Source organism: Falsibacillus pallidus (assembly GCF_050990905.1).
GTDB lineage: Bacteria > Bacillota > Bacilli > Bacillales > DSM-25281 > Falsibacillus > Falsibacillus pallidus_A.
The window spans coordinates 995905-1021564 of the sequence record NZ_CP158866.1; the positions used below are offsets into that span (position 1 = coordinate 995905).

Below are 25660 nucleotides of genomic sequence, written 5' to 3' on the forward strand. Positions count from 1 at the left end.
TTTGACAAACGAAAAGGATCGTGAGGCAGAAGTGGAAAACAACTTGAATACGAGATCAATGATTTTTACATTATACGGGGATTATATCCGGCATTACGGAAATGAAATCTGGATAGGAAGCCTGATCAGGCTGCTGAAGGAATTTGGACATAATGAACAGTCCGTCAGAGCAGCCATTTCAAGGATGAATAAGCAGGGCTGGGTCCAATCGAGGCGTGAAGGGAATAAAAGCTATTATTTTCTGACGCCGATTGGTGTGGACAGGATGGAAGAAGCAGCGAAGCGCATCTTTAAACTGAGCCCGGAAGAGTGGGATGGAAAGTGGAGGATGCTCATCTATTCAATCCCGGAAGAAAGGCGCAATGTCCGGGATGAACTCAGGAAAGAACTTGTATGGAGCGGATTTGGCACCATTTCCAACAGCTGCTGGATTTCTCCCAATGATTTGAAGAAACAAGTCTTTGCCCTATTGGATAAGTATGAAATCCATGAACATGTCCATTATTTCCTTAGTGAATACAAAGGTCCTGACGAGAACCAGAAACTCGTACAGGAATGCTGGAATATAGCTGAAATCAACCAAAAGTACGAAGAATTCCTGGCGTTATACAGAAAGAAATATGAAACAGACAAAGTGAAGATCCAAAACGGCCAAATGAGTGATGCGGATTGCTTCGTCGAGCGGACAAAGCTCGTTCATGAATATCGAAAATTCCTCTTCAGCGATCCGGGCCTTCCGCAGGAGCTTCTCCCGGACAAATGGCTTGGAGGAATGGCTGCGGAGCTGTTTGCCGACTATTATCGGGAATTGGCAGAGCCTGCAAGCCTGTTTTTCGAGCGGGTATTTGAAGATGGGAATGAATTGAGGAAGAAGGATAAAGGGTATGATGTGATGCACCATCCCCTGATCATTGAAGATTGAGGGTGAGGCAGCTGCTGCACCACAGAGCGGCCGAAGCAGATAACTTCATAGAATGGGAGTGTTTACGTTGAATCAACTAACAAAGATCTTGAAAATCCGCTATCCTGTCATCCAGGGAGGCATGGGCAATATCAGCAACGCGCAGCTGACGGCAGCAGTATCCAATGCAGGGGGGCTTGGGACAATCGGCTGCGGTACGCTCGGTGCCGATGAAGTGAAACGGATCATCCAGCAGACCCTGCAGCAGACAGATCGTCCATTTGCCCTCAACATCCCTTTGACGGTAAGCGGCAATGTAAAAGCACTCATACGCTTGGCTGTTGATTATAAAGTCCCGGTAATCTCCCTATCTGCAGGAAATCCTGCTCCGTTCATCCCATATTTACATGAGCAGGGAATAAAGGTCATATCGGTAGTCGGAACCGTGAAGCATGCTGTGAAAGCAGCCGAGGCAGGAACGGATATCATTGTTGCGGAAGGATTCGAAGCTGCAGGAATCAACTCGCCGCTCGAAACGACTACCATGACCCTTATTCCGCAGGTCGCCGATGCAGTGGATGTCCCTGTTGCAGCTGCAGGTGGAATTGGGGACGGCCGGGGGATGCTTGCCGCTTTTGCATTGGGAGCGCAAGGAGTACAGATGGGCACCAGATTCATAGCGACGGCAGAAGCTCCATTTTCGGAAGTTTACAAGCAAAGAGTTCTGTCGGCAGTGGATACCAGCACCATTATCGTTGGACGGTCTGTGGGAAGGACAAGGCGTGTCCTTGATGGTCCATATGCCAAGAGACTGAGAGAATCAGAGAAAAACGGGATTGAGCCTGAAACATTCCATCAGGCCACAAGTGAAAAGTTCCATTGCATCGGGGCTTTGGAAGGCGATGAGGAACACGGATTCATGAACAGCGGGCAGATCGCAGGACTTGTCCGAACGATCCCGACTGTGCAGGAGCTCATTGATCAAATGATGAGTGAATATGATGCTCAGTTAAAATCTTTGACCCCAATTTTCAGGGGATAGAAATATATTCTATATTTTTTAAATATTTTAAATTTTATTGACGATAGATGAAAAAATACGTTAATATTACGTTAAATTAACGATGATAATTTTTTTGTCACAAAAAAATGTAACCGATTTCAACCAGAGAAAATCTTCATATAAATGGTATTGCTTGGCCAAATTATTTAGATGATCAAGGGGGAAAAGAAATGAAGCATTTTTGGAAAAAAAGTTTAGCGTTAATCTTCACCTCATCTATCGTCCTGTCAGCATGCGCATCGACTGAATCCGGTACTCCGGAAAAATCGGCCGGGGGCTTGAAGGACAAAAAAATGTTCACTATCGGTGTCACACAGATTGTTGAACATCCTTCATTAGACGCCGCCTTCGATGGATTCAAAGATGCAATAGCCGAAAGCGGGCTAAAGGACAATGTGAAATACACTGTTCAAAACGCCCAGGGAGATGCTTCCTCCAACACCACGATTGCTAAGAACCTAGTAAGCTTCAATGTAGACCTCATCTTCGCAAACTCAACACCAAGTGCACAGGCTGCGCTAAGCAGCACAAAACTCATACCGATCGTCTTTACCTCTGTTACAGATCCCGTCGGTGCTGAATTGGTCAAATCCATGGACCAGCCGGGGAATAACATCACAGGTACAGTCGACTCCCATCCAGACGCCATTCCTAAAACACTTAAATTCATGAAAGAACAATTGAATGTCAAAAACGTCGGACTCATCTATAATGCCGGCGAGCAAAACTCGAGAGCCCAGGTCGATAATGTCAAAAAGATCATGGATGAAATAGGGGGAATGAAGGCAGTTGAAGCATCTGTTGCGACATCTGCTGACGTAAAGCAGGCAGCAGAATCCCTGGTTGGAAAAATCGATGCGTATTATATCGTTACGGATAACACAGTCGTTTCTGCCTTCGAATCTGTGGTCGGTGTGGCCAATGAACAGCACATCCCGCTTTTGGCATCTGAGTTCGATTCCGTTAAAAGAGGAGCCTTTGCTGCATACGGCTTTGAGTACTACGACATCGGCCATGAAGCAGGAGAAATGGCTGCCAAGATCCTCAAAGGCGAAAAGAAGCCGTCTGAACTTCCTGTACAGCTTCCACAGAATCTGAAGCTTGTCATTAACAAGAAAGCTGCAAAAGCGATGGGCATTGAATTGAAGCCAGAATGGGACGACATGGCAGAATACGTAGAAAATTAAAGGAGATGATTCGGAATGTTCTCGTTTGTCGCGATATTCGGCTCCGTAGAGCTTGGGATCATCTATGCCATCATGGCGCTGGGAGTCTATCTTTCATTCAGGGTGCTTGACTTTCCTGACTTAACCGTTGATGGAAGCTTTGTAACGGGGGCTGCAGTCGCTGCAACCATGATTACGATGGGCTATTCTCCATGGATTGCGACGATTCTGGCCATTGTTGCAGGATTCATAGCAGGATGTGCCACGGGGCTTCTCCATACGAAAGGGAAAATCAATGCGCTTCTTTCGGGGATACTGATGATGATTGCATTGTATTCCATCAATTTAAGGATCATGGGGCTGACGTCTGATACGTCAGTCGGCCGCCCCAATATCCCTCTTTTAAACAGCGAAACACTGTTTACAAAGTTTGGGGCTTTCTGGGAAAAGACAGGTATCGATGGAGGGTTGAATGGATTCTTCTCCCGTATGCATGCCGACTCCTTGCCATCCACTTGGGGAATCGTCTTCTTTATGCTCATCGTGGTTCTTTTGATCAAGTTCGCTGCAGATTGGTTCTTAAAGACGGAAGTGGGACTTGCTTTAAGAGCGACAGGAGACAACCAGAAAATGATCCGCAGCTTTTCAGCCAATACAGATACGCTGATCATTCTTGGACTCGGAATTTCCAATGGACTTGTTGCCCTCTCAGGGGCATTGGTTGCCCAATATGCCAAGTTTGCCGATATCGGGATGGGAATCGGGATGATCATCATAGGATTGGCATCCGTCATTATCGGTGAAGCGATATTCGGGACAAAATCCATTTTCAGAACCACATTTGCGGTCATTGGAGGGGCAATCATCTATCGGATTGTCGTCAGTTTGGCTCTACGAGTCCAATTCCTCGATACAGGGGATATGAAGCTGATCACAGCATTCATCGTCATCCTTGCTTTGATCATGCCAAAGCTGATTGAAAAGCAAAAAGAGAAGAAGCGGAAAGCCAAAAGGCATGCTGAACGTCTTTCTGCCTTGAATGTTTCCGCAGAACGGGAGGTGCAGTAGATGCTTCAGATGCATGCCATCGGGAAAATTTTCAATGAAACCACACCGGATGAAAAAATCGCCCTCCAAAATATCAGCCTTCATCTAAACAAAGGGGATTTCGTGACCGTCATCGGAAGCAACGGAGCTGGAAAATCAACATTGATGAACGTGATTTCCGGCGTCCTTTCCCCTGATGTCGGGACAGTGGAAATAAACGGACAAAACGTGACGAACTTGCCGGAGTATAAACGTTCCAAGTTAATAGGGGGCGTCTTCCAGGACCCCATGGCAGGGACGGCTCCAACCATGACGATAGAAGAAAACCTGGCGATGGCCTACTCGCGGAACAAATCTCGGAGATTAAGAAAAGGCGTCGATAAGGATAGAAAAGAGTTTTTTAGGGACTCATTAGCCTCCCTCCATTTAGGGCTGGAAAATAGGATGAATGCGAAGGTCGGCCTCCTTTCAGGCGGGGAACGCCAAGCACTGTCACTCTTGATGGCGACTTTCACTGAGCCTTCCATCCTCCTTTTGGATGAACATACAGCTGCCCTCGATCCGTCCAGGGCGCAGCTTATAACAGATCTTACAAAAGAAATCGTGCAAAAGCACGGACTGACGACACTCATGGTCACCCACAATATGAAGCAGGCGCTGGATTTGGGGAATCGCCTGATCATGATGGATAAAGGCGAAATCATTTTAGAAGCATCTGAAAATGAAAAGAGGCAGCTGACCATTGAACAGCTGCTGAAAGAGTTCCAGCGCATCAAGGGAGAGCAAATGGCGAACGACAGAGCTCTCCTCAGCATGTAGAAAGGGGAGCGCGGATGAAACCAGGAATGAAAGAGGGGCAGACAGCTGTCGTGTCATTTGAAGTAACGCCAGACATGTTTGCGCAATTCGAAGGGAATGTTGTGCACCCTGCCTATTCAACCGTATCGATGGTCTACCATATGGAATGGGCCTCCCGAAAGATCATCCTTCCTTATCTGGAAGAACATGAAGAGGGGATTGGCGGTGCAGTTCAGGTCAAGCACATCGCTCCATCTGGTGCGGGGACAAAAGTGCAGGTAAAAGCTACTTTAATAGAATTAAAGAAAAATACAGTGCTCACAAAAGTGGAAGCTTCTAATGAAGCTGGCCTCATAGGAGTCGGAGAGGTCGTTCAGGCGATCCTTCCAAAAGAAGAAATCAAGAAAAAGATAGAAAGCAGTTTAATGGTTTAATAGAGCAGCGGCGCTATCCCAAAAGCGCCTGCTCTTTCTAACTGAAAATGTAAGCGTTTACGATATCGGACATGAGGAGGAGATTTCAGATGGATTTATTTCAAGATATTCGTGAACATGAGCAGGTTGTGTTCTGCAATGACCCGGAAACGGGGCTGAAAGCGATTATCGCGATACATAATACTACCCTTGGACCGGCGCTCGGCGGCTGCCGCATGCGCCCGTATGCAACTTTTGATGACGCCTTGCAAGATGTCTTGAGGCTTTCAAAAGGAATGACCTATAAATGCGCAGCTGCAGATGTCGATTTCGGAGGGGGGAAATCCGTCATCATCGGAGATCCATCTAAAGATAAGACACCTGAATTGTTCCGTGCTTTCGGTCAATTTGTAGAATCATTGAATGGGAGATTCTATACGGGGACCGACATGGGCACTACACCGGATGATTTCGTCCATGCTCTTAAAGAGACAAACTGCATCGTGGGAGTGCCTGAGGAATATGGCGGCAGCGGCGACTCCTCAGTCCCGACTGCCCTCGGGGTCGTCTACGGGATACAGGCTACCAATCAGACAGTTTACGGCTCACCTGATCTCGGCAGCCATACGTATGCCATTCAGGGACTTGGCAAAGTAGGATTCAAGGTAGCCGAAAAACTGTTGTCTGAAGGAGCATCCCTCTACGTAACGGATATTAATCCAAAAGCCATTGAAGCACTGCTCGAAAAAGGGAAGGAAGTCGGCAATGATTCCATCCGCGCCGTTTCCGGGACAGATATTTATGGAGTGGATGCGGATATGTTTGTCCCATGCGCACTGGGAGGCATTCTTCATGACGAAACGATTGATATGCTTCGCGTAAAAGCGGTGGCAGGGTCCGCCAATAATCAGCTGCTCGAAGACAGGCATGGGGAGATGCTCATGAAAAAAGGAATCCTCTATGCACCAGACTACATCGTCAATGCCGGGGGACTGATCCAAGTGGCTGATGAATTGTATGGGCCGAATAAAAGCAGGGTCCTGAATAAGACAAAAGCCATTTTTGATTCCCTGCTTGCCGTGTATTTGCATTCAGAAAATGAACATGTCCCCACCTCCAAGGCGGCCAATGCCTTTTGCGAAAAACGAATTGATTCGAGACGAAAAAGAAGCAGTTTCTTTTCACATCATAAACGCCCGAAATGGAGTATCCGAAACTAAAAAATCCCCCGTGGAAAGGATGTTGAAAGATGGAGCCGTTTAAAATGATCCGCTATATGGATGAACAAGGAAATAAGCAGGATATCGAAGGAGCAGAGGCTATAACGGAGGATTTGGCCAAAGCCATGTATGAGAAAATGACGCTTGTCAGAACATTTGACAGGAAAGCCATCAGCCTCCAGAGACAAGGGAGACTTGGAACGTATGCCCCGTTTGAGGGTCAGGAGGCAGCACAGGTTGGAAGCGCCTCTGCATTAAAAGGAGAAGATTGGCTGTTCCCGACTTATCGCGACCACGCGGCAACCATCACATTCGGTCATTCACTCCCTCGTGTATTCCTTTACTGGAATGGAAGGGTGGAAGGATGTGTCGCACCGGAAGGGAAACATATCTTCCCGCCTGCGGTTCCCATCGCTACACAGCTTCCCCATGCGACAGGTGCGGCTTTAGCAGAGAAATGGAAAGGGACGGATAATGCGGCAATTGTTTATTTCGGAGATGGTGCCACGTCTGAAGGCGATTTTCATGAGGGCATGAACTTTGCAAGCGTCTTTAAAGCACCGGTTGTTTTCTTCAATCAGAACAACCAATATGCCATCTCAGTCCATATCAGCAGACAGATGAATTCCGAAACGATCGCGCAAAAATCGGTTGCCTATGGAATTCCAGGTGTACGAGTCGATGGAAATGATATCTTCGCCGTTCATTTTGAAACGAAAAAAGCGCTCGAACGGGCAAGGAGAGGGGAAGGACCGACATTGATCGAGGCAGTCACTTGGCGGTACGGAGCCCATACGACGGCAGATGATCCGACCAAATACCGCGATCAGGAAGCAAGTGTGCAGAAGCGGCCGCAGATCGACCCGCTGCTAAGGCTTGAGCGCTTTATGAAAAATGAGGGCTATTGGGATCAGGATTGGGCAGAGGAAGTCAGCAGCAAATGTGCCGAAACCATTGAATCGGCTGTCGCTGAAATGGAATCATTCCCTGAACCGAACGTGGAGGATATATTTGATTATGTCTTTGAAAAGCCAACATGGACCATTCAGCAGCAAAAAGAAGAATATCTTCAGCTGTTAAGGGGGAATCAAGGATGAGTACAACCATGACGAACGTCCAAAAGCTGTCGCTTGTCCAGGCAGTGACAGATGGTTTGCGGACCATGATGAAGGAACGGAAAGAAGTCATTGTGATGGGAGAAGATGTCGGCAAGAATGGCGGTGTCTTCCGTGCGACTGAAGGACTGATGGAAGAATTCGGGGAAGACAGGGTGATCGATACGCCATTGAGCGAGGCTGGCATCGTAGGCACGGGGATCGGGCTTGCATTGAATGGCTTCTTGCCGGTTGTGGAGATGCAATTCCTGGGCTTCATCTATCCTGCTTTTGAACAGATCATGACCCATGCGACAAGAATCCGGATGAGGACGCTCGGAAAATATACGGTTCCAATGGTCATCCGCGCCCCATATGGAGCAGGAATCCGAGCACCGGAAATCCACTCTGACAGTGTTGAAGCATTATTTACACATATGCCGGGCATCAAGGTCGTCTGCCCATCCAATCCGTACGATGCAAAAGGACTCTTGATTGCCAGCATCGAGGACCCGGATCCCGTATTATTCATGGAATCCATGCGGTGCTACCGCTCCACAAAAGCAGAAGTCCCTACAGGGAAGTATACCGTGGAGATCGGAAAGGCAAACGTCCTGACAGAAGGAGAGGATGTAACGATTTTTGCCTGGGGTGCAATGGTCGTGATTGCCGAAAAAGCTGCCGCAGAGTTCAAAAAGAAGAATATCGGATGCGAAGTAGTAGACTTGAGGACGCTTTACCCGTTGGACAAAGAAACCATCAGTGCATCCGTCCAAAAGACAGGAAGAGCCGTCATCATCCATGAAGCACACGCGACCGGAGGAGTCGGAAGCGACCTGATCGGTTTGATAAACGACACTTCATTCCTCTATCTAAAAGCTCCGATCGAGAGAGTGACGGGCTATGATGTGCCTGTTCCTTTTTCAGCTCTGGAGGACCATTATGTGCCGACAGTCCAGCGCCTGGTGAAAGCAATCGACAAAGTCATACATTTTTAAAAGAATCGAGGTGGGAAACATGGTCGAACTAAAGCTTCATGATATTGGAGAAGGAATGACAGAGGGGGAAGTCCTGCACTATTTTGTGAAAGTCGGAGATCAAGTAAAAAGCGACCAGCCGCTGGTCGAAGTCCAGACAGACAAAATGACAGCAGAACTGCCTTCCCCGGCAACGGGAATCGTTAAAGAAATTCTGATCGGGACAGGAAACACCGTAGAAGTAGGAACAACCCTCCTGATCATTGAATCAGGTGATGGGAAGTCCTCCTCCCCTGTACAAAGGGAAAAAAGAATTCCTGATAAGCCTTCAGACACAATTATAAAAGAACATTCATATGCGGTCCAAAACATTTCAAAGAAAAGAGTGCTGGCTGCACCATATACAAGAAAGATTGCACGCGAGCTTGGCATCAATATCGAAGAAATCAAAGGAACAGGGCCTGCCGGCAGAGTGACTGATGATGACGTGCACCGTTTTATGAAAAATGGTCCACAGGCTGCTCAAATTGAGGCTCCTGTAAAATCGGAAATTAAATCAAGCCAACCCGTTCCTATGGATTTGGCTCCTGAATCCATTCCATTCAAGGGAAGAAGGAAGCAAATCGCCAAAAAAATGACGAAATCACAGTTCACCATTCCTCATGTAAGCCATTTTGATGAGGTGGATATGACGCCGCTTCTCACCATGGTGGAAGAATGGAAAGCATCGAATCAACGAATTTCCATAGCTGCATTTTTTATCAAGGCCATTGGTTTGGCATTGAGGGACTTCCCAATATTCAATGCTGTCCTCGATGAGGAAAATGAACAGATCCATCTTAAAAAGAATATAAATATCGGCGTTGCAGTGGATACAGAGGATGGCCTTATCGTTCCTGTCGTCCATCATGTCGAGCAAAAAAGCATCAAAGCCATCCATGAAGAGATGAAGCAATTGATCGAAAAAGCTCAGCGCAATGAGCTTTCCGCTAAAGAAATGACTGGCGGTACATTCACCATCAGCAATGTCGGACCACTTGGAAGCACCGGCGCCACTCCGATCATCAATCATCCTGAGGTTGGGCTCATGGCGTTCCATAAGACGAAGAAGCGTCCGGCTGTCATAAACGATGAGATTGTCATCCGTTCGATGATGAATCTGACCATGTCCTTTGACCACAGAATAGCCGACGGAGCTCATGCGGTAAGGTTTACGAATCGTGTGATTGAACTATTGGAGAATCCATCAAAAATGATATTGGAGATGGTCTAAATGGTAGTAGGTGAACTGGCGCAGGAAAAAGATGTAGTCATCATAGGAGGCGGTCCAGCAGGCTATACTGCCGCCATCAGGGCAGCACAATCGGGAAGGGAAGTGCTGTTGATTGAAAAAGAGCAGCTCGGCGGCACATGCCTGAACAAAGGATGCATCCCTTCTAAAACAACAGCAGAAGCTGCAAAACAACATAAGCAATTAGATCATTTAAAAAACATGGGATTTGAAATAGGCAGCTGCCATTTCCAATTTGATCGATTCAAAGAGTACAGGGATGCCAAAGTGGATCAATTGAGAAAAGGAGTCGAGGCTTTGTGCAAAGTGAACAAAATCGAAGTGATGTTTGGCGAAGCCGTCTTCCTCTCAGATGACCGAATCGGAATTGAAAATGGACACCAATTCGATGTGGTCCGTTTCAACCACGCTTTGATTACTGTCGGCGCCTCAAGTGGGAAGAAGGCTGGGGTGATTGGAGCGTCAGACTTATTCCGCTTCTCTACTCTCCCTGAAGAAATGATTTTGGCAGGCAGCAGCTATATCGTATTGGAAGCGGCATTTGCCTACCAATCATTCGGTGTCAAAACGGCTATCATCAATGAGGACGAATCGTTCGGATTGGACGAAACGATTGAAAAAGAGTTGCTGAGGCAGTTGAAGAAGGCTAAAATCCCCGTTCATATGGGAGCGAAAGAAATCAAAATCGATTGGAATGGCGATCGGACATTATGCCGTTTTGTCAATGCAAAAGGAGAATCGATGGAGCTTGCTTCTTCCCATATCTATATGGATGAGAAATACACTGGCAATACCTCTGCCCTTGGGCTGGATCGGATTGGAATCAAATTGGATGAAAATCAATTCATTAAAGTTGATGAATGGGGCAGGACATCACTTTCGAACATCTTTGCAGCAGGCGATGTCACGGGAGCACCATTCTCTGCTGTAAAAGCGATCAAGCAAGGGAAGGCAGCGGTGGAAGCCATGATGGGGAACGAGCATGCAGCCCCGGCTGATTTCTATTATTTGCCGCGAATCATACACTCCCAGCCGCCAATAGCTTCTGTTGGCATGACAGAAGAAGAAGCGAGATGTGAAAGACTTGACTATCGAGCGGGCACCTACGTGCTTGGAGGAAACGGCTATGCCGCATTGACGGAGAAAAAAGATGGATTGGTAAAAGTGCTGTTTGAAGAAGGGACCGACCGGCTGCTTGGCATCCATATTATCGGGGAGGGTGCCATCGACCTGATTCAGACCGGTATCCTGGGGCTTGAGATGGCTGCGAGGGAAGAAGATTTCTTTTACCCTAACTATGCCCATCCAAGCCTTGCAGAGAGTTTGCTAGAGGCTTGTGAAGATGCAGTAGGGAAAGCCATCCATCAAGCACCTAAAATAAAGAAAGAAAAAGTGAAAATGTAAAAGCAGGAATCACGTTTTTACATTCAAAAGATATAATCCTCTTGAACAAGTGAGGATTATATCTTTTTTCGTGAGGCAGCATTTTTTTTGGCCAATAGAGTTTTGTCTTTATAAAAAACGGGTATATGTGTCTTTTGAATAAACATCCGCTTGCTTAAAAATAGAGAGAAAAGGGGAAGTGACAAATGGGGGAGTTTACGAATCAGACAAAGGAAATTTTGCAGTCTTCCGGCGGGCACATATTCTATGAATTTCAATTAGTGGATGTCTACATTAAAAATACGGTTTCGTACATAACAGCTGGAATTAAACAAGGAGATCATGTAATTGTCATTGAAAATGATCATTTCTTTCCGAAAATCCTTCATCAGCTGAAGAATGAGCTATCTCGTGAAGAATTAGAGAAAGTGCATTATATACATAACTTTGATTTCTATTGTTTCAGGGGCGATTTTTACTATAAATCGATCATCTCTTATTTTGAAAAATACGTAGAGCCATTTTTTGAAAGAGGCATTCCTATCCGGACCTGGGCCCATGTCGAATGGGGAGACAGCGAACAATTGACCTACTATGTCGGTGAATACGAAAAAGAAGTGGATCAGACACTGGTAAGTCTAGGATTGACTTCCGTATGCGCCTATGACGAAAAGCGAGTGCCGCCGGAATTCAGGCAGACGCTCCTCTCCTGCCACAGGCTGTACATGAACGACCAAGAAGTATTCAACATAACAGAGAATATGGAACTTGAGAGAGTACATTTATCTGCCGAGAGTTTTTCAAATCGGAATTTTTAGTGATTGAGAGGGAATCTGCGAGACTCCAGCGGAAAAACGGGCTGGCGAGACCCCACAGCGAAGCGAGTAGGCTCGCAAGTTCGTCCGCGGAAAGCGAGTGGATTTCCTCTCAATCTTTCAGTAGTATTCTAGATTGAAAATTGATTCGTCCATCTCGTAAATGAAAAAACCGTTCAGGACATTCCTGAACGGTTTTATTTTTGAAGATAAGAAAATATAAAAGATCAGAGTAATATTCTGTCCAGCTCCACCGGCTAGAGGCTGGGAGGTTTCCTTCAGCACACTTACGATAAGTCAACATCGGTTCACTTTGTTCACCGTGTTTCCTATATCTCGTGGTGCTTCAGTCCAACCTCGGCGCCTCTTAACAGCCGGTTCCGCTTTTCTAATTAGTGCGGTAAAAACGCCAGCTGATAGAAAAACAAGATGGCAAACACATAGACAAGCAGATGAACTTCTCTCCATTTCCCTTTAACCACTTTCAATAACGGGTATGAGATGAAGCCTAAAGCAATCCCAGTTGCAATGCTTGATGTCAAAGGCATGCTGAGGATGATCAAAAAAGCAGGGAATGCTTCTTCAAGATCATTCCAATTGATTTTCGCGATGCTGCCCATCATCAAGCTTCCGACGATGATCAAGGCAGGGGCCGTGATCGCAGACAAACCGGAAACGGCGCTGACCAATGGGCCGAAGAAAGCTGCCAGGATGAAAAGTACTGCTACAGTCAGGGATGTTAATCCAGTGCGCCCGCCGGCTGCAACACCGCTGGAAGATTCAATATAAGCACTTGTCGGGCTTGTACCAAAAATGGCCCCGATTGTAGTGGCGATGGAATCAGACAGAAGAGCTTCACGAGCACGCGGCATGGATTTTCCTTTCATCAAGCCCGCTTGCTGGGCAACCCCGATCATCGTACCTGTCGTATCAAAAATCGTAACAAGCAAGAAAGAAAAGACAACGGCGTAAAGTCCGTATTGGATCACGTCTCCAAAGGCATGAAATGGATTGATGACCATTCCTTCAGGCAATGTTGGCAATGAAACGAATCCATTATCGAATGAAAGCTGGCCTGTGAAGAAGGCAATGATGCCAGTCGCGATCATCCCGATGAAAAGGGCGCCGTTAACATTCAGGACCATCAAGATGAGTGTAATGGCTAAACCTGTAAGAGCTAAAAGTGCTGAAGGGGCATGCAGGTCTCCAAGAGTAACAAGATTTGTTGGGTGGGCTGTGATGATGCCTGTCAGACGTAGTCCTATAAAGGCGATGAAAAGACCGATCCCTGCTGTGATCCCATATTTTAAATTATCCGGGATCGCTTCAATCAATTTTTTTCTGAAAGGCGTCAAAGATAAAATGACAAATATAATACCAGCAACAAACACTGCTGAAAATGCGACTTGATAAGAAATATTCGTATGGGTGCCGACGACTGAATAGGCAAAGTATGCATTCAAGCCCATTCCGGGTGCAATGGCAATAGGGTAATTGGCTGACAGCGCCATCCAGAGTGTACCAATGACAGTGGCAATGATAGTAGCAGTGAATACTTGATTAAACGGTACACCTGCATCTGCTAAAATGACCGGATTCACGACAACGATATAGACCATTGTTAAAAAGGTTGTAAGTCCGGCGATCATTTCCGTCTTAACAGATGTTCCGTTTTCTTTTAATTTAAACATGAAATGTAACCTCCAAAAACACGAACATTATTTATTTCCCTAAGTAATAATATTCGTTTTTTAATATACTTGCAAGTGATTTTTCTTATTTCCTTTTATTTTTCCCCAAATTAAGCAGTCTGACCCCGTTGCAACCCCTTTCATTTCCATAGATGGTGAGATAAGATGAAGGAAGAGAAGGGGAGGGTTTTCTATGTTTCAACAGCTGAAGGATCTTTCATTGTACGAGCAGGCAGAGCTTCTCACAAAAATGCTGGTCAAAAGAAAGAGCTATAATGGCACGCATGGGGAAAAAGATAAAGCAGAATTCATCAAGGATATCCTTGTATCCTTTCCATATTTTCAAAAACACCCTGATCATGTGTGGGTGCAGGAAATAAAAAATGACGGGTTGGATAGAAAAAATATATTTGCCTTTATTCAAGGAAAGTCGAAGCAGACTGTCCTATATCACGCCCATATCGATACGGTTTCAACTGAGGACTATGGTCCGCTTCAGAAAAAAGCGCATGATCCCGATGCCTTAAGGAGATTTTTTCAGTCCTATGATGGGGATGAAAAGGTGCAGAAGGACGCTGAATCCGGTAAATGGCTTTTCGGTAGGGGAGCTTTGGATATGCAGAGCGGTATTGCCGTCCATCTGGCCAATGCACTTTATTATTCGGAACATCCGGAGGAATTGGAAGGAAGCCTCCTCTTGCTGTTCAACCCTGATGAAGAAAGCCAGCATGCCGGGATGATTGCTGCATTAGCAGAACTGGAGCGGCTGAAAAAGGAAGAGAATCTAACGTTACTGGCAGCCATTAATAATGATTTCATTTCTCCGCTTTATGAAGGGGATTGCAAAAGGTATATATACACAGGTGCTGCAGGCAAAATTCTGCCGTGCTTCCACGTTTTTGGAAGGGTTGCCCATGTGGGGGACGGTCTCAAAGCGATCGATCCGACTTACATCACTTCCGAAATCAATCGCAGCATCAATCAGAATCCGCGTTTTATGGAAAGGATAGAGGGAGAGTTCGTTTTGCCGCCATCTTGCCTTTATCATCGGGACGATAAAGTGTCCTATAATGTTCAGACTCCTGAAAGCAGCAAGATCTACTTTAACTACTTCATGTATGAAAAAACAGCGAAGGAAGTTCTGAAGGAAATGGTTCAAATTGCAGAGGCTGTTTGCAGGGACTACGGCCAGACTTTGCTGGAAAGAAATGAACTATTCCGAAACATCCATGGTCTGCCGGAAAGAAATTTGGATATGACAATTGAAGTAGTGACTCTTTTCGAGTTCATGGAAAACTTGAAAAGGGAAGGCAGAGACCCCGAGAAGGCATTGGAACGTGTTTTAAAAGAAACGATGGGGCTTGATACAAGAGAGCGTGCATTTAAAATGGTTGAAGTTCTCCAGCAGCTCGATCCTGACAAGAATCCTCGTGTCGTGGTGTTTTTTGCCCCGCCATTTCTGCCTCATAACTATTTGAATGTAGAAAATGAGTTTGGGACCAAGACCAAAAAAGCGCTGGAAGAACGCTTAAATAAAATCAGTGAGGAAACAGGGGAAGAGTTTGTCGTAAAGCGGTTCTTTCCTTACTTGGCAGACGGAAGTTTCCTTTCCTTGCATGAAAGCGACGATGAGATTGACTATTTGACAAAAAATATCCCCATGATGGATGAACTATATCCGCTGCCGATTTCAAGGATAAGGAATTTAAATATTCCATCCATTAATATAGGCGTTTACGGTGAGGACGGCCATAAATGGACAGAGCGATTATATATGCCGTATACATTCGGTGTTCTGCCTGAGGTCATCCGTGAAGTGACCGGATCTTTCTGGGCGATGGATGTTGGATGAAAAAGAATAAAGAAACAGGCCGGTGGTTCCGGCCTGTTTCTTTATTTATGGATACAGCGAATTTATGAGTCTGCTCCGGATTTATGGGGTGAACCGTCGCACATTTGGGCTGAACCGCTCAACTATTCGGGTGAACCGCTCAACTTTTGGTGTGCACCCCTCAACTTTCGGGGAGAACCGCTCAACTTTGGGGTTCAACCGCCGGACTTTCGGGCTGAACCGCTCAACTTTGGGGTTCAACCGCCGGACTTTCGGGCTGAACCGCTCAACTTTGGGGTTCAACCGCCGGACTTTTGCTCTGAACCGCTCAACTATCCTTTTTTGGAAGTCTACCTTGCTTTTTTTAGAAGCAATTTCAGCTATCTTTATCGAATACACGCTGACCTTCCATCCATGTTTCACAAACTTGCAGATTTCGGAGCTCTTTTTCGGGCACCTCGTATGGATGGTGATCTAACAGGATGAAATCTGCTTGAAAGCCGGGCTCAATTTTCCCTCGTTTTTCTTCGGACAATTCCATTTTAACAGGGACGAATGAATAGCCATCAAACGCCTGATCAATGGTCAGTTTTTCTTGAGGCATCCAGCCATTTTCCGGCTGATGGTCCTTATCAGTGCGATTCACCGCTGCAAATATTCCTTCGAGCGGGTCCAATTCCCCGATTGGGGCATCTGAACTCAGGGTGGTAGGAATATGATTATTTATCATGGAGGCAAATGCGTCGCAGTACGGCGTCATGTCATCGCCGACCCATTTGGCAGTCTCATCCCATTCATTCATTAGGAAAGAAGGCTGTGTTTCAATATATGGCTTCAGATTTTTCAATCGCTGAATCAGGTCTTCTCCTAATACCTGGGCATGGATGATCCGATGGCAGAGTTCGTCCGTTCTGGCTTCATCCTGTTCCAAGGCAATGATTGCCTGTTCTACTGCCCTGTCGCCGATGGCATGCATGGCGACCTGCATATTGTTTTGTGAAGCAAGTTTCACCATTTCATTTAATTCTTCTTGGGAATAGACGAGTTTGCCGGATGTTTCAGGCTTATCCCGGTAGGCCATCCTTAAGGCAGATGTGTGAAGCCGCTGCGTCCCATCGAGGAAAATTTTAAACGCACCGACTTTTACGCGGTCTGTTCCTTCCCCGGTTCTTAAGGAATGGTTTTTTAAATATTGGTGGATGTCATCGATGTTAAATAAGTAATGATGGAGGAGGCTGGTGATAGGAAGCTCTCCTTCCTTTTCAAGCTCAGTATAGGCACTCCATAATTTTTCATAAGAGCCGATGAAATTCAAATCTTCTGTATGGATTGCTGTAATGCCGTGTCTCAAGAGATGGGGGATTCCCATTTTTATAGCTTCTTTTGCGTCGGCAACGGACCTTCCACGGAAGTGCCTTTTAAGGTAATGGACGGCAGTATCCTTAAAGCGGCCATTCCAGCTGCCGTCTTCCCCGGTTTCTTTGAATAGATCGGGAATCTTCTTAAAGTCTTTTTCTTCTTCAAGCAAGTCAATCACTTTTTGGTTAACGACACATTCATGGCCATCCTGATGAAGGAAGAACATTTTTTTGTCCAAATGAATTTCATCCAAGTCGTCTTTTTTAAGCAAGTGGTCTATATCTGTGAATTGGCTGTCATCCAATCCTCTTCCGACAATCCAATCCTCTTCTTCCATCTCTGGATAAAATTCGCGGACTTCCCGCTTCATTTCTTCCCAGCTTGTCACATGCCGCAAATCAAGTTCTTTTTTCATCAGTCCATATCGCAGGAAATGCAGATGGGAATCGGTGAAGCTCGGAGCCATGACCCGCCCGTCTGCGTCATATGAGTCTGCACCGCCCTGATTGGAAGCGGCGGGACCGATGGAGGCAAATTCTCCTTTTTCATTTATAGATACTTGATAAAGCTCCTCTTTTGGATGTGTGGAACCTGGTTGATAGATTCTGACGTTATTGATGATCAAATAATCTCCTCCTGTAGCAGTCTTTACTTATTCCATTCCACACTGAATAGTAGAATAAACAGTTTTTTTTCGTCTATTGTGCGACAGGCAAAGTCATGACTTTAAAAAAGAGGAAGGATATAATAGAAGAAATCAATGTTTAGGATTATTTTTCAAATAAATCTCTAAAGGGATCCGTTGAATCATCCATATCGCTGAAACCCTTGGCGCTCAAGGCAAGATAAGAGCCGAATAGGATGACGATGCAAAGTGATAAAAGTATCAGAATACCGATCATGAGATGTGCACCTCCTTATTTGAGGTAACTTTAATTTATGAAACGCGTTTCATAGCAAGACTTTTTTAAAAATAGGTGATCAAATGGGAAATATTCGGGAAGTAGCAAAGCTTGCAGGAGTTTCTGTCACAACTGCTTCGAGGGTCTTCAATGGACATCCATATGTATCTGATGAAAAGGTACAGGCAGTCATGGAAGCGGCAGAAAAGCTGAACTATACAAAAAATATCAATGCTGTCCATTTATCAAAAGGGAGGACGAACTCTGTGGGAATCGTCCTTCCATTTCTGCATCTTCCTTATTATGGGGAGTGGCTGCACGGGCTGGCAGAAGAAGCGATCAAAGAAGGAATCAATCTGCAAGTTTTTCAGACCGACTATCAAAAGAAAGCGGAGATTGATGCTCTTCAATCATTGAAAAGCAGGCAGGTCGACGGATTGATCATTGTTTCAAGGATAAATGAAATAGATGTGATTTCTGCGTTTAAAGAGGATGGCCCCATCGTTCTTTGTGAAAAAATTGAACATGGTTTTTCATCGGTTTATATCGATCATTACCAAGCGTTTCAAACAGGCCTGGAAACATTATGGGAAAAGGGGCATCAGAGCATCGGACTCTGCATCCACCGGAAAACAGGCACCAATAGTATTGAACGCATGCAGGCATATAGAGATTTTCTGAAGAAGTATCAATTGGAGTTAAACGAAGACTGGATTTTTACCGGCTGCTATACCATCAATGATGGAATTAGGGTAATGAACGAATGGGCAAAGCAAATGAAGAGGCCGACTGCCCTTTTGGCTACAAGCGATCAAGTGGCAGCAGGCATTGTGTCTGAAGCTAAGAAAGCGGGAATAGATATCCCAGGAGATTTAGCGGTCATGAGCTGTGACAATCATCCGATTTCTGAACTGCTGGATATTACAACTATCCACATTCCGGTAAAAGAAATGGGAAGAAGGGCTTTTAAGCTGTTCATCCACAGCATGAATGGGGAAGACAATGATCAGGAAAAACTCGAAACCAAAATTTTTATGCGAAGCACGATATAATTCAACAATGAAAAAAGGCCGTGAATTGATCACGGCCTTTCATTCATATACTTGCACTTTTCTAATTAAAAAAACAAATCCATTATCCAATATAGGATTGCAGCTAAGGCAGCGGAAATTGGAAGGGTGATGACCCAAGTGATCACGATTCTCTTCGCTGTATTCCACTGTACTCCTTTTCTGCGGTGGGAAGCCCCTACGCCAAGGATTGATGAAGAAATGACGTGGGTTGAGCTGACTGGCAAATGGACATAAGTCGCTCCGAAAATGATCAATGCAGATGATAAGTCAGCTGCAACACCATTTACAGGGCGGAGCTTCATGATTTTGCCCCCGACTGTCTGGATGATCTTCCATCCACCGATAGAAGTCCCAAGACCCATTGCGATAGCACAGGATAGCTGTACCCAGAACGGGATGTCAGCAGTAGTCAGGTAGTTATTTGAAATCAACGCCAGCGTAATGATCCCCATTGCCTTCTGAGCATCGTTCGTTCCGTGTGAGTAGGATTGGATGGCAGCAGTGGCAATTTGATAAATGCGGAAGCGTTGATTCGTCTTCGTTAAATTGTGGTTCTTAAGAAAGACCTTAAATATGGTATAAATAATAAATCCGATTACGAAAGCAAGTATTGGTGAAATAATCAAAGCTTCAAGAATTTTAAGGAAGCCGCTGTAGTTCAATGCAGTGAATCCTGCTGATGCAATTGCAGCACCGGCAATGGCCCCGATGATGGCATGTGAGGAACTGCTTGGGATCCCGTAATACCATGTGATCAGGTTCCAAACGATGGCAGATATCAGAGCAGCCAGGATGACCAAAGAACCATTGTGAAGCGTGAATGGATCAACAATATCTTTAGTGATCGTCTTAGCAACACCAGTAAATGTCAAAGCTCCAATGAAGTTCATGACTGCAGCCAATAAAATGGCATGTCTCGGTTTTAATGCTTTTGTAGAGACGGATGTTGCAATCGTGTTGGCTGTATCATGGAATCCATTGATAAAGTCAAATACGAGAGCACCGATTACGATAAGAATAGTTATGACGAATAAAGTATCCATTTGTGATGGCCCCTTATGCGTTTTTCATGACGATTGTTTCCAGTGTATTGGCAACGTTTTGACAATCGTCGGCGATTTCTTCAAGGTTTTCGTAAATTTCTTTTACTTTAATGATTTGAATAGGATCTTTTTCTGTTGCAAAAAGATTCTTGATGGATTGGCGAAGGACGCCATCGCACATGGATTCTTGATCTTTAATTTTAATTGCATGCTCGCGGATGTCTTTTAATTTTCTAGTAGAAAGAAGATTGATTGCTTTTTCAATCTCGATTGCACAGTTGCGGATAGCTTCTACGAATTTGATCATGTAGTCATCAGCTGTAGTGATTGAGTACATTTCAAATAATGCAGCATTGTGCTCAAGTCCATCGAGGACATCATCAAGAGTCATCGTCAATGCCAATAGATCTTCGCGTTCGATTGGTGTAATGAATGCTTGATTTAATTCAAGGATCATATCGTGAACGAGATTATCGCCCTTTGTTTCATATTCCTTCATTTTATCGGAAAAAATCTTCAAATCGCTTACGTTGGTGATTTTGAAATCAGCATAATAGTTTGCTGCAGTGACGATGTTTGAAGAAATATTTCCTAACAGGATAGAAAACTTATCCTTTTTGCCGATTAAGGCCATGTAGAACCCCTCCATCTAATTGTTATTCATCAAAGGTTTTTCAAACGACTTAATTCTATCGTTTTATGAAGAATTTATAAAGATTTTGTCGAAAAAATTCATACTACTGTAACTTCCTTTACAAAACCTTTACAATTCAATGTGGACAAAATATCCCATAAGACATTTAACTATATTTTGAGGAGAAACGAAACGGTTTGAAATGAAAAATACGATATTGTATAATTACCACTTTTCTGATAATATAATCTTCTGCACTTTTTTCACTACGCTCCGTTAGATAAGTCTAGCTTTCTCCATTGCGGCTGAAATATGAATGAAAGGAGAAACATATGACGTCAAACATTCCACAGCATCCTGATTTTACACATGAGCTTAATCGTTTGGATTTTACGAAAAAGTACATTGATGTAGTCATTAAAACCTCAACCACTAGCAAAGATCAATTCAAAAGCAACATTCAAGAAGCATTTGGTGATGCAGACTGGCTAGACTCCAGTGCTGCATATACAGACATCTTAACAAATGCCAGTTTCTTCGAGATGTCGAAGGAGGAGCTGGAAAGCCTCGAACTGGCAAGGACTAAACCTTATTTTGCCCGAATCGATTTTAAAGGAAAGGATTCCAGTGAGGAAGAGCGCCATTACATAGGCAAAACATCTCTCTATCAAAGGGAGAATCAAGAACAGATCATCGTTGACTGGAGGTCCCCGATTGCCAATCTTTATTACGAAGGAAGGATAGGCGACGTTTCCTACGAAGCGGAAGGTGAAACCTATTCGAGTGAATTGACCCTGAAGAGGCAGTTCATGATTGAAGATGGCAGCTTGGACGAGATCAGGGACATCGATCTCACGACCACGGATGAACTTCTGCAGGATTCCCTGGCGAAAAGCTCAAGCAACCGCCTTACAGAAATCATTTCAACGATCCAGGAAGAGCAGAACAGAATCATCCGTGCGGACCTGAATAAGCCAATCATCGTTCAGGGCGCTGCTGGAAGCGGAAAGACCACGATTGCCCTGCACAGGATTTCTTATTTTATCTACAACTATAAGGAATATTTCGATCCGCGCCAGCTGATGATCCTCGCTCCGAGCAGGCTGTTCATTGATTACATTTCAGAAGCCCTCCCGGAATTAGGGGTGGAGAAGGTAAGGCAGACCACATTTTCTGATTATGTCATGACATGCATCGGCCGCCAGCTGAAATTAAAAGAAGATGATAAACTCATCAAGCTGGTGGAGGAGATGGATCCGGGATCACTCAAGGCAGCTAAGCTTTCCGGATTGAAGGGATCGCCGGTATTCCAGAAGATCCTTCAAGGATTTTTAAATGAAATCTATGAAAGGTTTCACCCAAAGGAAGACTTTATCATCGATAAATACCGCCTTTATTCCAAAAAGAAATATATCAAGCTGTTGACGGATGACTTCTTTTATCTTCCACTTTATAAAAGAGTTGAAAAGCTCAAAAGCATTTTACAGGAACAAGTACGTTTCAATAAAAAAATGATGGTCGAGAAAGTGGAGAAATTTTTCGATGAGAAAATCGAAAAAGCCCTTTATAATCTGAAAGATGCGGCTAAAAGAAAAGACTACGTTTCCCGTGCCCTCGATAAAAAGCAAGAGAGGCTGAAAGAAATCCAGACTGCCATCCGGCAGGGGGTTCCTTCTTATATGAAGCAGTTTGAGAAGAAGAAACTCCTGGACTACTATGATGAGCTCTTTTCCGATCCGGAACGCCTCGCACATTTATCCGGAGGGAAGCTTCCACTGTCAGAGGCCGAGGAGTTATGCCGATATACCATGTCCCATATCTTAAAAGGCAAATATGAGCTGGAAGACCTGGGGCTGCTCCTTTATCTTCAAACCGAATTGTTTGGGATTGAGAAGCACCACCGTGCCAAAAATGTGGTAATCGACGAAGCACAGGATTACAGCTATATGCAGCTTGCATCCCTTAAAAAAGCGCTTGAAACAGATATGTTGACCTTAGTAGGCGATCTGGCTCAGGGGATCCATTCCTACCGTGGGATCCTTTCATGGGAGCAGATTCAGCAAGGCATTTTCCCGAGGGCAACCTATACGGAGCTTCAAAAGAGCTACAGGACAACCATCGAGATCATGAATGAAGCGAACAAACTGCTTTCTTTGCTTCCCTATCAATTTCCGGAAGTCACCCCCGTTGTCAGGCATGGTGATAAGCCTGCTTTCTTGGAACGGAAAGAAGGGGAGGATTTGATTGCACAGCTTTCTGGCAGGATTGTTGAATGCAGAAAAGAAAAATTCCATACGTTCGCAATCATCTGTAAGACGATGAAGGACTGCCTGCAGCTCTACGACTGGTATGAGAAGTGGAGTCCGGGCAGTGCAAAACTATTGAAAGAACAGGAATCGATTCCAAAGGACAAAGTGGTCATTGTGCCTGCTTACCTGGCAAAAGGACTGGAATTCGATGTCGTCATCGCCCTTTCCTTGAATGAAACCTATAAGAGGGAAAATGAACTTGACGTCAAATTGCTTTATGTCGTCATGACGCGCCCGCTCCACCGATTATTTTTCTATGGCCGGACCAAAGATGACTTCCTGCTCAGTTTATAGTTCCATGAGCAAGTTAGTAGTGATTTTGAAAGAGAAAGAGTAAAATGAAAAAATACTTTCAAAGGAGGCGCTTACTATGGTGAAAAATCTACAAGATACGATCACACTGAACAATGGTGTGAAAATGCCGTATGTTGGACTTGGAGTCTGGCAGATGAAAGATGAAAATGAAGCAGTCAATGCAGTGAAATCCGCCATTTCAGCAGGTTACCGCTCCATTGACACAGCCGCTGTCTATGAAAACGAAGAAGCAGTCGGCAGGGGAGTGAAGGAATCTGGTGTTTCCCGTGAAGAGCTGTTCATCACATCGAAAGTCTGGAATTCCGATCAAGGATACGACGCTACCCTTAAGGCATTCGAAGCAAGTCTAAAGCGCCTGGATATGGATTATCTTGATCTGTATTTAATCCACTGGCCTGTTGAAGGCAAATATGTGGATACGTGGAAAGCGATGGAGAAATTGTACAACGATGGCCTTGTCAAAGCGATCGGCGTCAGCAATTTCCACCAGCATCACTTAGAAGATTTATTTGAAGCAGGAACTGTAAAGCCGGTGGTGAACCAAGTTGAGACGCATCCGCGCTTGAATCAAGCGGCACTGAAAGCATTCTGCAAAGAAAATGACATTGCACTGGAAGCTTGGTCTCCGCTTGGACAAGGTAAGCTACTGGATGAAGCTGTTTTGAAAGAAATCGGCGAGAAGCATGGCAAGTCATCTGCACAAGTCATCCTTCGCTGGCACCTGCAAAACGGAACAATCATCATCCCTAAATCAGTCCATGAGAATCGCATCAAAGAAAATGCAGATCTATTCGATTTCGAACTTTCTACAGAAGAAATGTCTAAAGTCGATGGATTGAACAAAGATGAGCGCTTCGGTCCGGATCCGGATAATTTTGATTTCTAATTTATATAAGAATGAAGAGAGGCTGCCCCATTAAATTCGGGACAGCCTCTTTTCTTACTTTAAGATGGTCTTGTTTAAGAAAAATCGTACTCGAAAAGCAGCAAAAACACCTTTTTAAAGCTTTCCGAAGAACAAAATGACTAGAAATGTCCATTTGGAGGGGCAGACCATTAAAAATGAACAGAATTCATAGTGGATTTCCTGCTCATGAAGGCTTTATGCGCGGGAACTGTTCGCTTATGCGCCACTTTTCCTCTCCTATGCGCGAGAAATGACTCTTATGCGCCAAACAGAGCGGCTTATGCACTAAAATCCCCTTCCTATGCGCCAGCGGCAATTCCCCGTTAAAACAAACAAGAATAATCGACACAATTCGGGGCGTGCCTGTCACCCAGGTGTCGCCATCGACACAATTCGGGGAGTGCCTGTCACCCACATGACCCACATGTCCCAACACCCATCTCGCACAACCACCATCTCGCCTATTCAATCACATTCTCAAATATCGGAGGTTCATCCAGAAAAGATGCTTCACAGTGGATGAATTCACCCGATAGCGGATGAGTGAATTCAAGGAATCTCGCATGAAGGGCCTGCCGCCTAAATCGACTGCTTCCTCCATAAAGCTTGTCCCCTGCCAATGGATGTCCCATATCGCTTAAGTGGACGCGGATTTGGTGTGTCCTTCCAGTATCCAGAGTGCATTCAATAAAACTCAATCTCTCAGAAGGGATTTTCTTTAAAACGCGGAAATGAGTGACTGCATCCTGGCCGGAAGGGGAGACCCGCCTTCTCAAGGCATGATGGCGGTCTCTGCCAATCGGTTTATTGATAGTGCCTTTTTTGGGACCGATGAGCCCGTCTGCAAGCGCCCAATACGTTCGCTTGATTTTTCTCTCTGAGAGCATTCGATCGAGTAGGGGGCCGCTCAGCTGATTTTTCGCAAACAGTACCGCTCCGGTGGTATCGCGGTCCAGCCGGTGGATATGCTGAACTTTGCATAATTCACCGTTCATTTGCAAATGGTAGGCAACAGCGTTGGCAAGCGTACCTGTCTGTCCTTCCTCATTTGGATGAGTATCCATGCCGGCGGGTTTATTAGCCACAAGCAAGTGTTCATCTTCATAAAGAATTTCAATATGATAAAAGCTTGGGATGACCCCATAGTTTTCTTCATAGAATAGAGGAAAGTGCAGCAGATCCCCTTCTTTTAATGGAGCATTCCAATTGGCCTTTTGGTTATTGACTTTCACTTCGCCGGCCATTCGAATTGAGTGGATCCACTTTTTGGGAGCTTTCCAGATTGTACGGAAAATATCATCGACCGTTTTTCCTTCGTACTCTTTTGAGACCCGCATTTCAAAAAGAGTTCCTTTTTTTGAAATTATCATAATAATTCACCAAATCTTTCCTTATATAATCAAAAAGTCCCTTGAATTCGACAAAAAT

22 protein-coding genes are annotated in these 25660 nt (G+C 44.9%); 16 read left to right on the plus strand and 6 right to left on the minus strand.

Annotation, left to right across the window (positions count from 1 at the left end):
- Window positions 1-43 precede the first annotated feature (43 nt).
- The 12 genes from paaX (at window position 44) to ABTV07_RS05475 (ending at window position 12171) form a co-directional block, all read left to right on the plus strand.
- Window positions 44-922 (plus strand): phenylacetic acid degradation operon negative regulatory protein PaaX, encoded by an 879-nt coding sequence (paaX, locus tag ABTV07_RS05420; RefSeq protein WP_433748419.1) that lies wholly within the window; start codon window positions 44-46, stop codon window positions 920-922.
- 67 nt (window positions 923-989) lie between these two features.
- The gene (locus ABTV07_RS05425) at window positions 990-1943 is read left to right on the plus strand and encodes an NAD(P)H-dependent flavin oxidoreductase (RefSeq protein WP_433748421.1); all 954 of its coding nucleotides are present in this window, start codon (window positions 990-992) and stop codon (window positions 1941-1943) included.
- Between the two features lie 191 nt (window positions 1944-2134).
- The gene (locus ABTV07_RS05430; RefSeq protein ID WP_433748423.1) at window positions 2135-3151 is read left to right on the plus strand and encodes an ABC transporter substrate-binding protein; all 1017 of its coding nucleotides are present in this window, start codon (window positions 2135-2137) and stop codon (window positions 3149-3151) included.
- A 15-nt stretch (window positions 3152-3166) separates the two neighbouring features.
- Window positions 3167-4198: an ABC transporter permease gene (locus ABTV07_RS05435; protein ID WP_433748425.1), complete on the plus strand. Its 1032-nt coding sequence runs from the start codon at window positions 3167-3169 to the stop codon at window positions 4196-4198.
- On the plus strand, window positions 4199-4996 hold the full coding sequence (locus ABTV07_RS05440) for an ABC transporter ATP-binding protein (RefSeq protein ID WP_433748428.1): 798 nt from the start codon (window positions 4199-4201) through the stop codon (window positions 4994-4996). It begins immediately after the preceding gene.
- Window positions 4997-5010: 14 nt separating this feature from the next.
- Window positions 5011-5409 carry a thioesterase family protein gene (locus ABTV07_RS05445; RefSeq protein ID WP_433748431.1) on the plus strand — a complete coding sequence of 133 codons (399 nt, stop codon included), beginning with the start codon at window positions 5011-5013 and terminating at the stop codon, window positions 5407-5409.
- Window positions 5410-5498: 89 nt separating this feature from the next.
- A complete protein-coding gene (locus ABTV07_RS05450; RefSeq protein WP_433748434.1) occupies window positions 5499-6608 on the plus strand; it encodes a Leu/Phe/Val dehydrogenase in 1110 nt (369 codons plus the stop codon).
- A gap of 29 nt (window positions 6609-6637) precedes the next feature.
- The gene (gene pdhA / locus ABTV07_RS05455) at window positions 6638-7705 is read left to right on the plus strand and encodes a pyruvate dehydrogenase (acetyl-transferring) E1 component subunit alpha (RefSeq protein WP_433748436.1); all 1068 of its coding nucleotides are present in this window, start codon (window positions 6638-6640) and stop codon (window positions 7703-7705) included.
- Complete coding sequence (locus tag ABTV07_RS05460) at window positions 7702-8700, plus strand: alpha-ketoacid dehydrogenase subunit beta (protein ID WP_433748439.1); 999 nt, start codon at window positions 7702-7704, stop codon at window positions 8698-8700. The genes pdhA and ABTV07_RS05460 overlap by 4 nt, the downstream gene beginning before the upstream one ends.
- 19 nt (window positions 8701-8719) lie before the next feature.
- Entirely contained in the window at window positions 8720-9952 is a 1233-nt protein-coding gene (locus ABTV07_RS05465) for a dihydrolipoamide acetyltransferase family protein (protein WP_433748441.1), read from the plus strand.
- Window positions 9953-11374 carry a dihydrolipoyl dehydrogenase family protein gene (locus ABTV07_RS05470; protein WP_433748444.1) on the plus strand — a complete coding sequence of 474 codons (1422 nt, stop codon included), beginning with the start codon at window positions 9953-9955 and terminating at the stop codon, window positions 11372-11374.
- A gap of 185 nt (window positions 11375-11559) precedes the next feature.
- Window positions 11560-12171, plus strand: coding sequence for an MEDS domain-containing protein (locus tag ABTV07_RS05475; RefSeq protein ID WP_433748447.1), 612 nt, complete (start codon window positions 11560-11562; stop codon window positions 12169-12171).
- A gap of 389 nt (window positions 12172-12560) precedes the next feature.
- Here the strand turns inward: ABTV07_RS05475 and ABTV07_RS05480 are convergent, their stop codons facing one another.
- A complete protein-coding gene (locus ABTV07_RS05480) occupies window positions 12561-13859 on the minus strand; it encodes an NCS2 family permease (RefSeq protein WP_433748449.1) in 1299 nt (432 codons plus the stop codon).
- Window positions 13860-14052: 193 nt separating this feature from the next.
- Between ABTV07_RS05480 and ABTV07_RS05485 the strand changes: the two genes are divergently transcribed.
- A complete protein-coding gene (locus tag ABTV07_RS05485; RefSeq protein ID WP_433748452.1) occupies window positions 14053-15711 on the plus strand; it encodes a M20/M25/M40 family metallo-hydrolase in 1659 nt (552 codons plus the stop codon).
- Between the two features lie 355 nt (window positions 15712-16066).
- Here ABTV07_RS05485 and ABTV07_RS05490 read toward each other — a convergent pair whose 3' ends face one another.
- Window positions 16067-17674 carry an amidohydrolase family protein gene (locus tag ABTV07_RS05490; protein ID WP_433748454.1) on the minus strand — a complete coding sequence of 536 codons (1608 nt, stop codon included), beginning with the start codon at window positions 17672-17674 and terminating at the stop codon, window positions 16067-16069.
- Between the two features lie 145 nt (window positions 17675-17819).
- Window positions 17820-17951 (minus strand): hypothetical protein, encoded by a 132-nt coding sequence (locus ABTV07_RS05495; protein ID WP_433748456.1) that lies wholly within the window; start codon window positions 17949-17951, stop codon window positions 17820-17822.
- Window positions 17952-18034: 83 nt separating this feature from the next.
- Between ABTV07_RS05495 and ABTV07_RS05500 the strand changes: the two genes are divergently transcribed.
- Window positions 18035-19003, plus strand: coding sequence for a LacI family DNA-binding transcriptional regulator (locus tag ABTV07_RS05500; RefSeq protein WP_433748458.1), 969 nt, complete (start codon window positions 18035-18037; stop codon window positions 19001-19003).
- A gap of 65 nt (window positions 19004-19068) precedes the next feature.
- Here the strand turns inward: ABTV07_RS05500 and ABTV07_RS05505 are convergent, their stop codons facing one another.
- Together ABTV07_RS05505 and ABTV07_RS05510 are read right to left on the minus strand one after the other, a co-directional pair.
- Window positions 19069-20067: an anion permease gene (locus ABTV07_RS05505; RefSeq protein WP_433748461.1), complete on the minus strand. Its 999-nt coding sequence runs from the start codon at window positions 20065-20067 to the stop codon at window positions 19069-19071.
- Between the two features lie 13 nt (window positions 20068-20080).
- Window positions 20081-20701 (minus strand): DUF47 domain-containing protein, encoded by a 621-nt coding sequence (locus ABTV07_RS05510; protein ID WP_433748463.1) that lies wholly within the window; start codon window positions 20699-20701, stop codon window positions 20081-20083.
- Between the two features lie 332 nt (window positions 20702-21033).
- On the opposite strand from ABTV07_RS05510, the gene helD reads away from it, so the two are divergent.
- Together helD and ABTV07_RS05520 are read left to right on the plus strand one after the other, a co-directional pair.
- Window positions 21034-23304: an RNA polymerase recycling motor HelD gene (helD, locus tag ABTV07_RS05515; protein ID WP_433748466.1), complete on the plus strand. Its 2271-nt coding sequence runs from the start codon at window positions 21034-21036 to the stop codon at window positions 23302-23304.
- Window positions 23305-23383: 79 nt separating this feature from the next.
- Window positions 23384-24211: an aldo/keto reductase gene (locus tag ABTV07_RS05520; RefSeq protein ID WP_433751115.1), complete on the plus strand. Its 828-nt coding sequence runs from the start codon at window positions 23384-23386 to the stop codon at window positions 24209-24211.
- Window positions 24212-24693: 482 nt separating this feature from the next.
- Here the strand turns inward: ABTV07_RS05520 and ABTV07_RS05525 are convergent, their stop codons facing one another.
- A complete protein-coding gene (locus tag ABTV07_RS05525; RefSeq protein WP_433748469.1) occupies window positions 24694-25602 on the minus strand; it encodes an RluA family pseudouridine synthase in 909 nt (302 codons plus the stop codon).
- Between the last annotated feature and the right edge of the window lie 58 nt (window positions 25603-25660).

Coding starts and splice junctions, on each gene's coding strand:
- ABTV07_RS05445 (WP_433748431.1), top strand. CDS start 5,011: ATGAAACCAGGAATGAAAGAGGGGCAGACAGCTGTCGTGTCATTTGAA.
- ABTV07_RS05465 (WP_433748441.1), top strand. CDS start 8,720: ATGGTCGAACTAAAGCTTCATGATATTGGAGAAGGAATGACAGAGGGG.
- ABTV07_RS05440 (WP_433748428.1), top strand. CDS start 4,199: ATGCTTCAGATGCATGCCATCGGGAAAATTTTCAATGAAACCACACCG.
- ABTV07_RS05450 (WP_433748434.1), top strand. CDS start 5,499: ATGGATTTATTTCAAGATATTCGTGAACATGAGCAGGTTGTGTTCTGC.
- ABTV07_RS05510 (WP_433748463.1), bottom strand. CDS start 20,701: ATGGCCTTAATCGGCAAAAAGGATAAGTTTTCTATCCTGTTAGGAAAT.
- ABTV07_RS05435 (WP_433748425.1), top strand. CDS start 3,167: ATGTTCTCGTTTGTCGCGATATTCGGCTCCGTAGAGCTTGGGATCATC.
- ABTV07_RS05505 (WP_433748461.1), bottom strand. CDS start 20,067: ATGGATACTTTATTCGTCATAACTATTCTTATCGTAATCGGTGCTCTC.
- ABTV07_RS05430 (WP_433748423.1), top strand. CDS start 2,135: ATGAAGCATTTTTGGAAAAAAAGTTTAGCGTTAATCTTCACCTCATCT.
- ABTV07_RS05525 (WP_433748469.1), bottom strand. CDS start 25,602: ATGATAATTTCAAAAAAAGGAACTCTTTTTGAAATGCGGGTCTCAAAA.
- ABTV07_RS05470 (WP_433748444.1), top strand. CDS start 9,953: ATGGTAGTAGGTGAACTGGCGCAGGAAAAAGATGTAGTCATCATAGGA.
- ABTV07_RS05460 (WP_433748439.1), top strand. CDS start 7,702: ATGAGTACAACCATGACGAACGTCCAAAAGCTGTCGCTTGTCCAGGCA.
- ABTV07_RS05480 (WP_433748449.1), bottom strand. CDS start 13,859: ATGTTTAAATTAAAAGAAAACGGAACATCTGTTAAGACGGAAATGATC.
- ABTV07_RS05495 (WP_433748456.1), bottom strand. CDS start 17,951: ATGATCGGTATTCTGATACTTTTATCACTTTGCATCGTCATCCTATTC.
- ABTV07_RS05475 (WP_433748447.1), top strand. CDS start 11,560: ATGGGGGAGTTTACGAATCAGACAAAGGAAATTTTGCAGTCTTCCGGC.
- ABTV07_RS05500 (WP_433748458.1), top strand. CDS start 18,035: ATGGGAAATATTCGGGAAGTAGCAAAGCTTGCAGGAGTTTCTGTCACA.
- ABTV07_RS05485 (WP_433748452.1), top strand. CDS start 14,053: ATGTTTCAACAGCTGAAGGATCTTTCATTGTACGAGCAGGCAGAGCTT.
- pdhA (WP_433748436.1), top strand. CDS start 6,638: ATGGAGCCGTTTAAAATGATCCGCTATATGGATGAACAAGGAAATAAG.
- helD (WP_433748466.1), top strand. CDS start 21,034: ATGACGTCAAACATTCCACAGCATCCTGATTTTACACATGAGCTTAAT.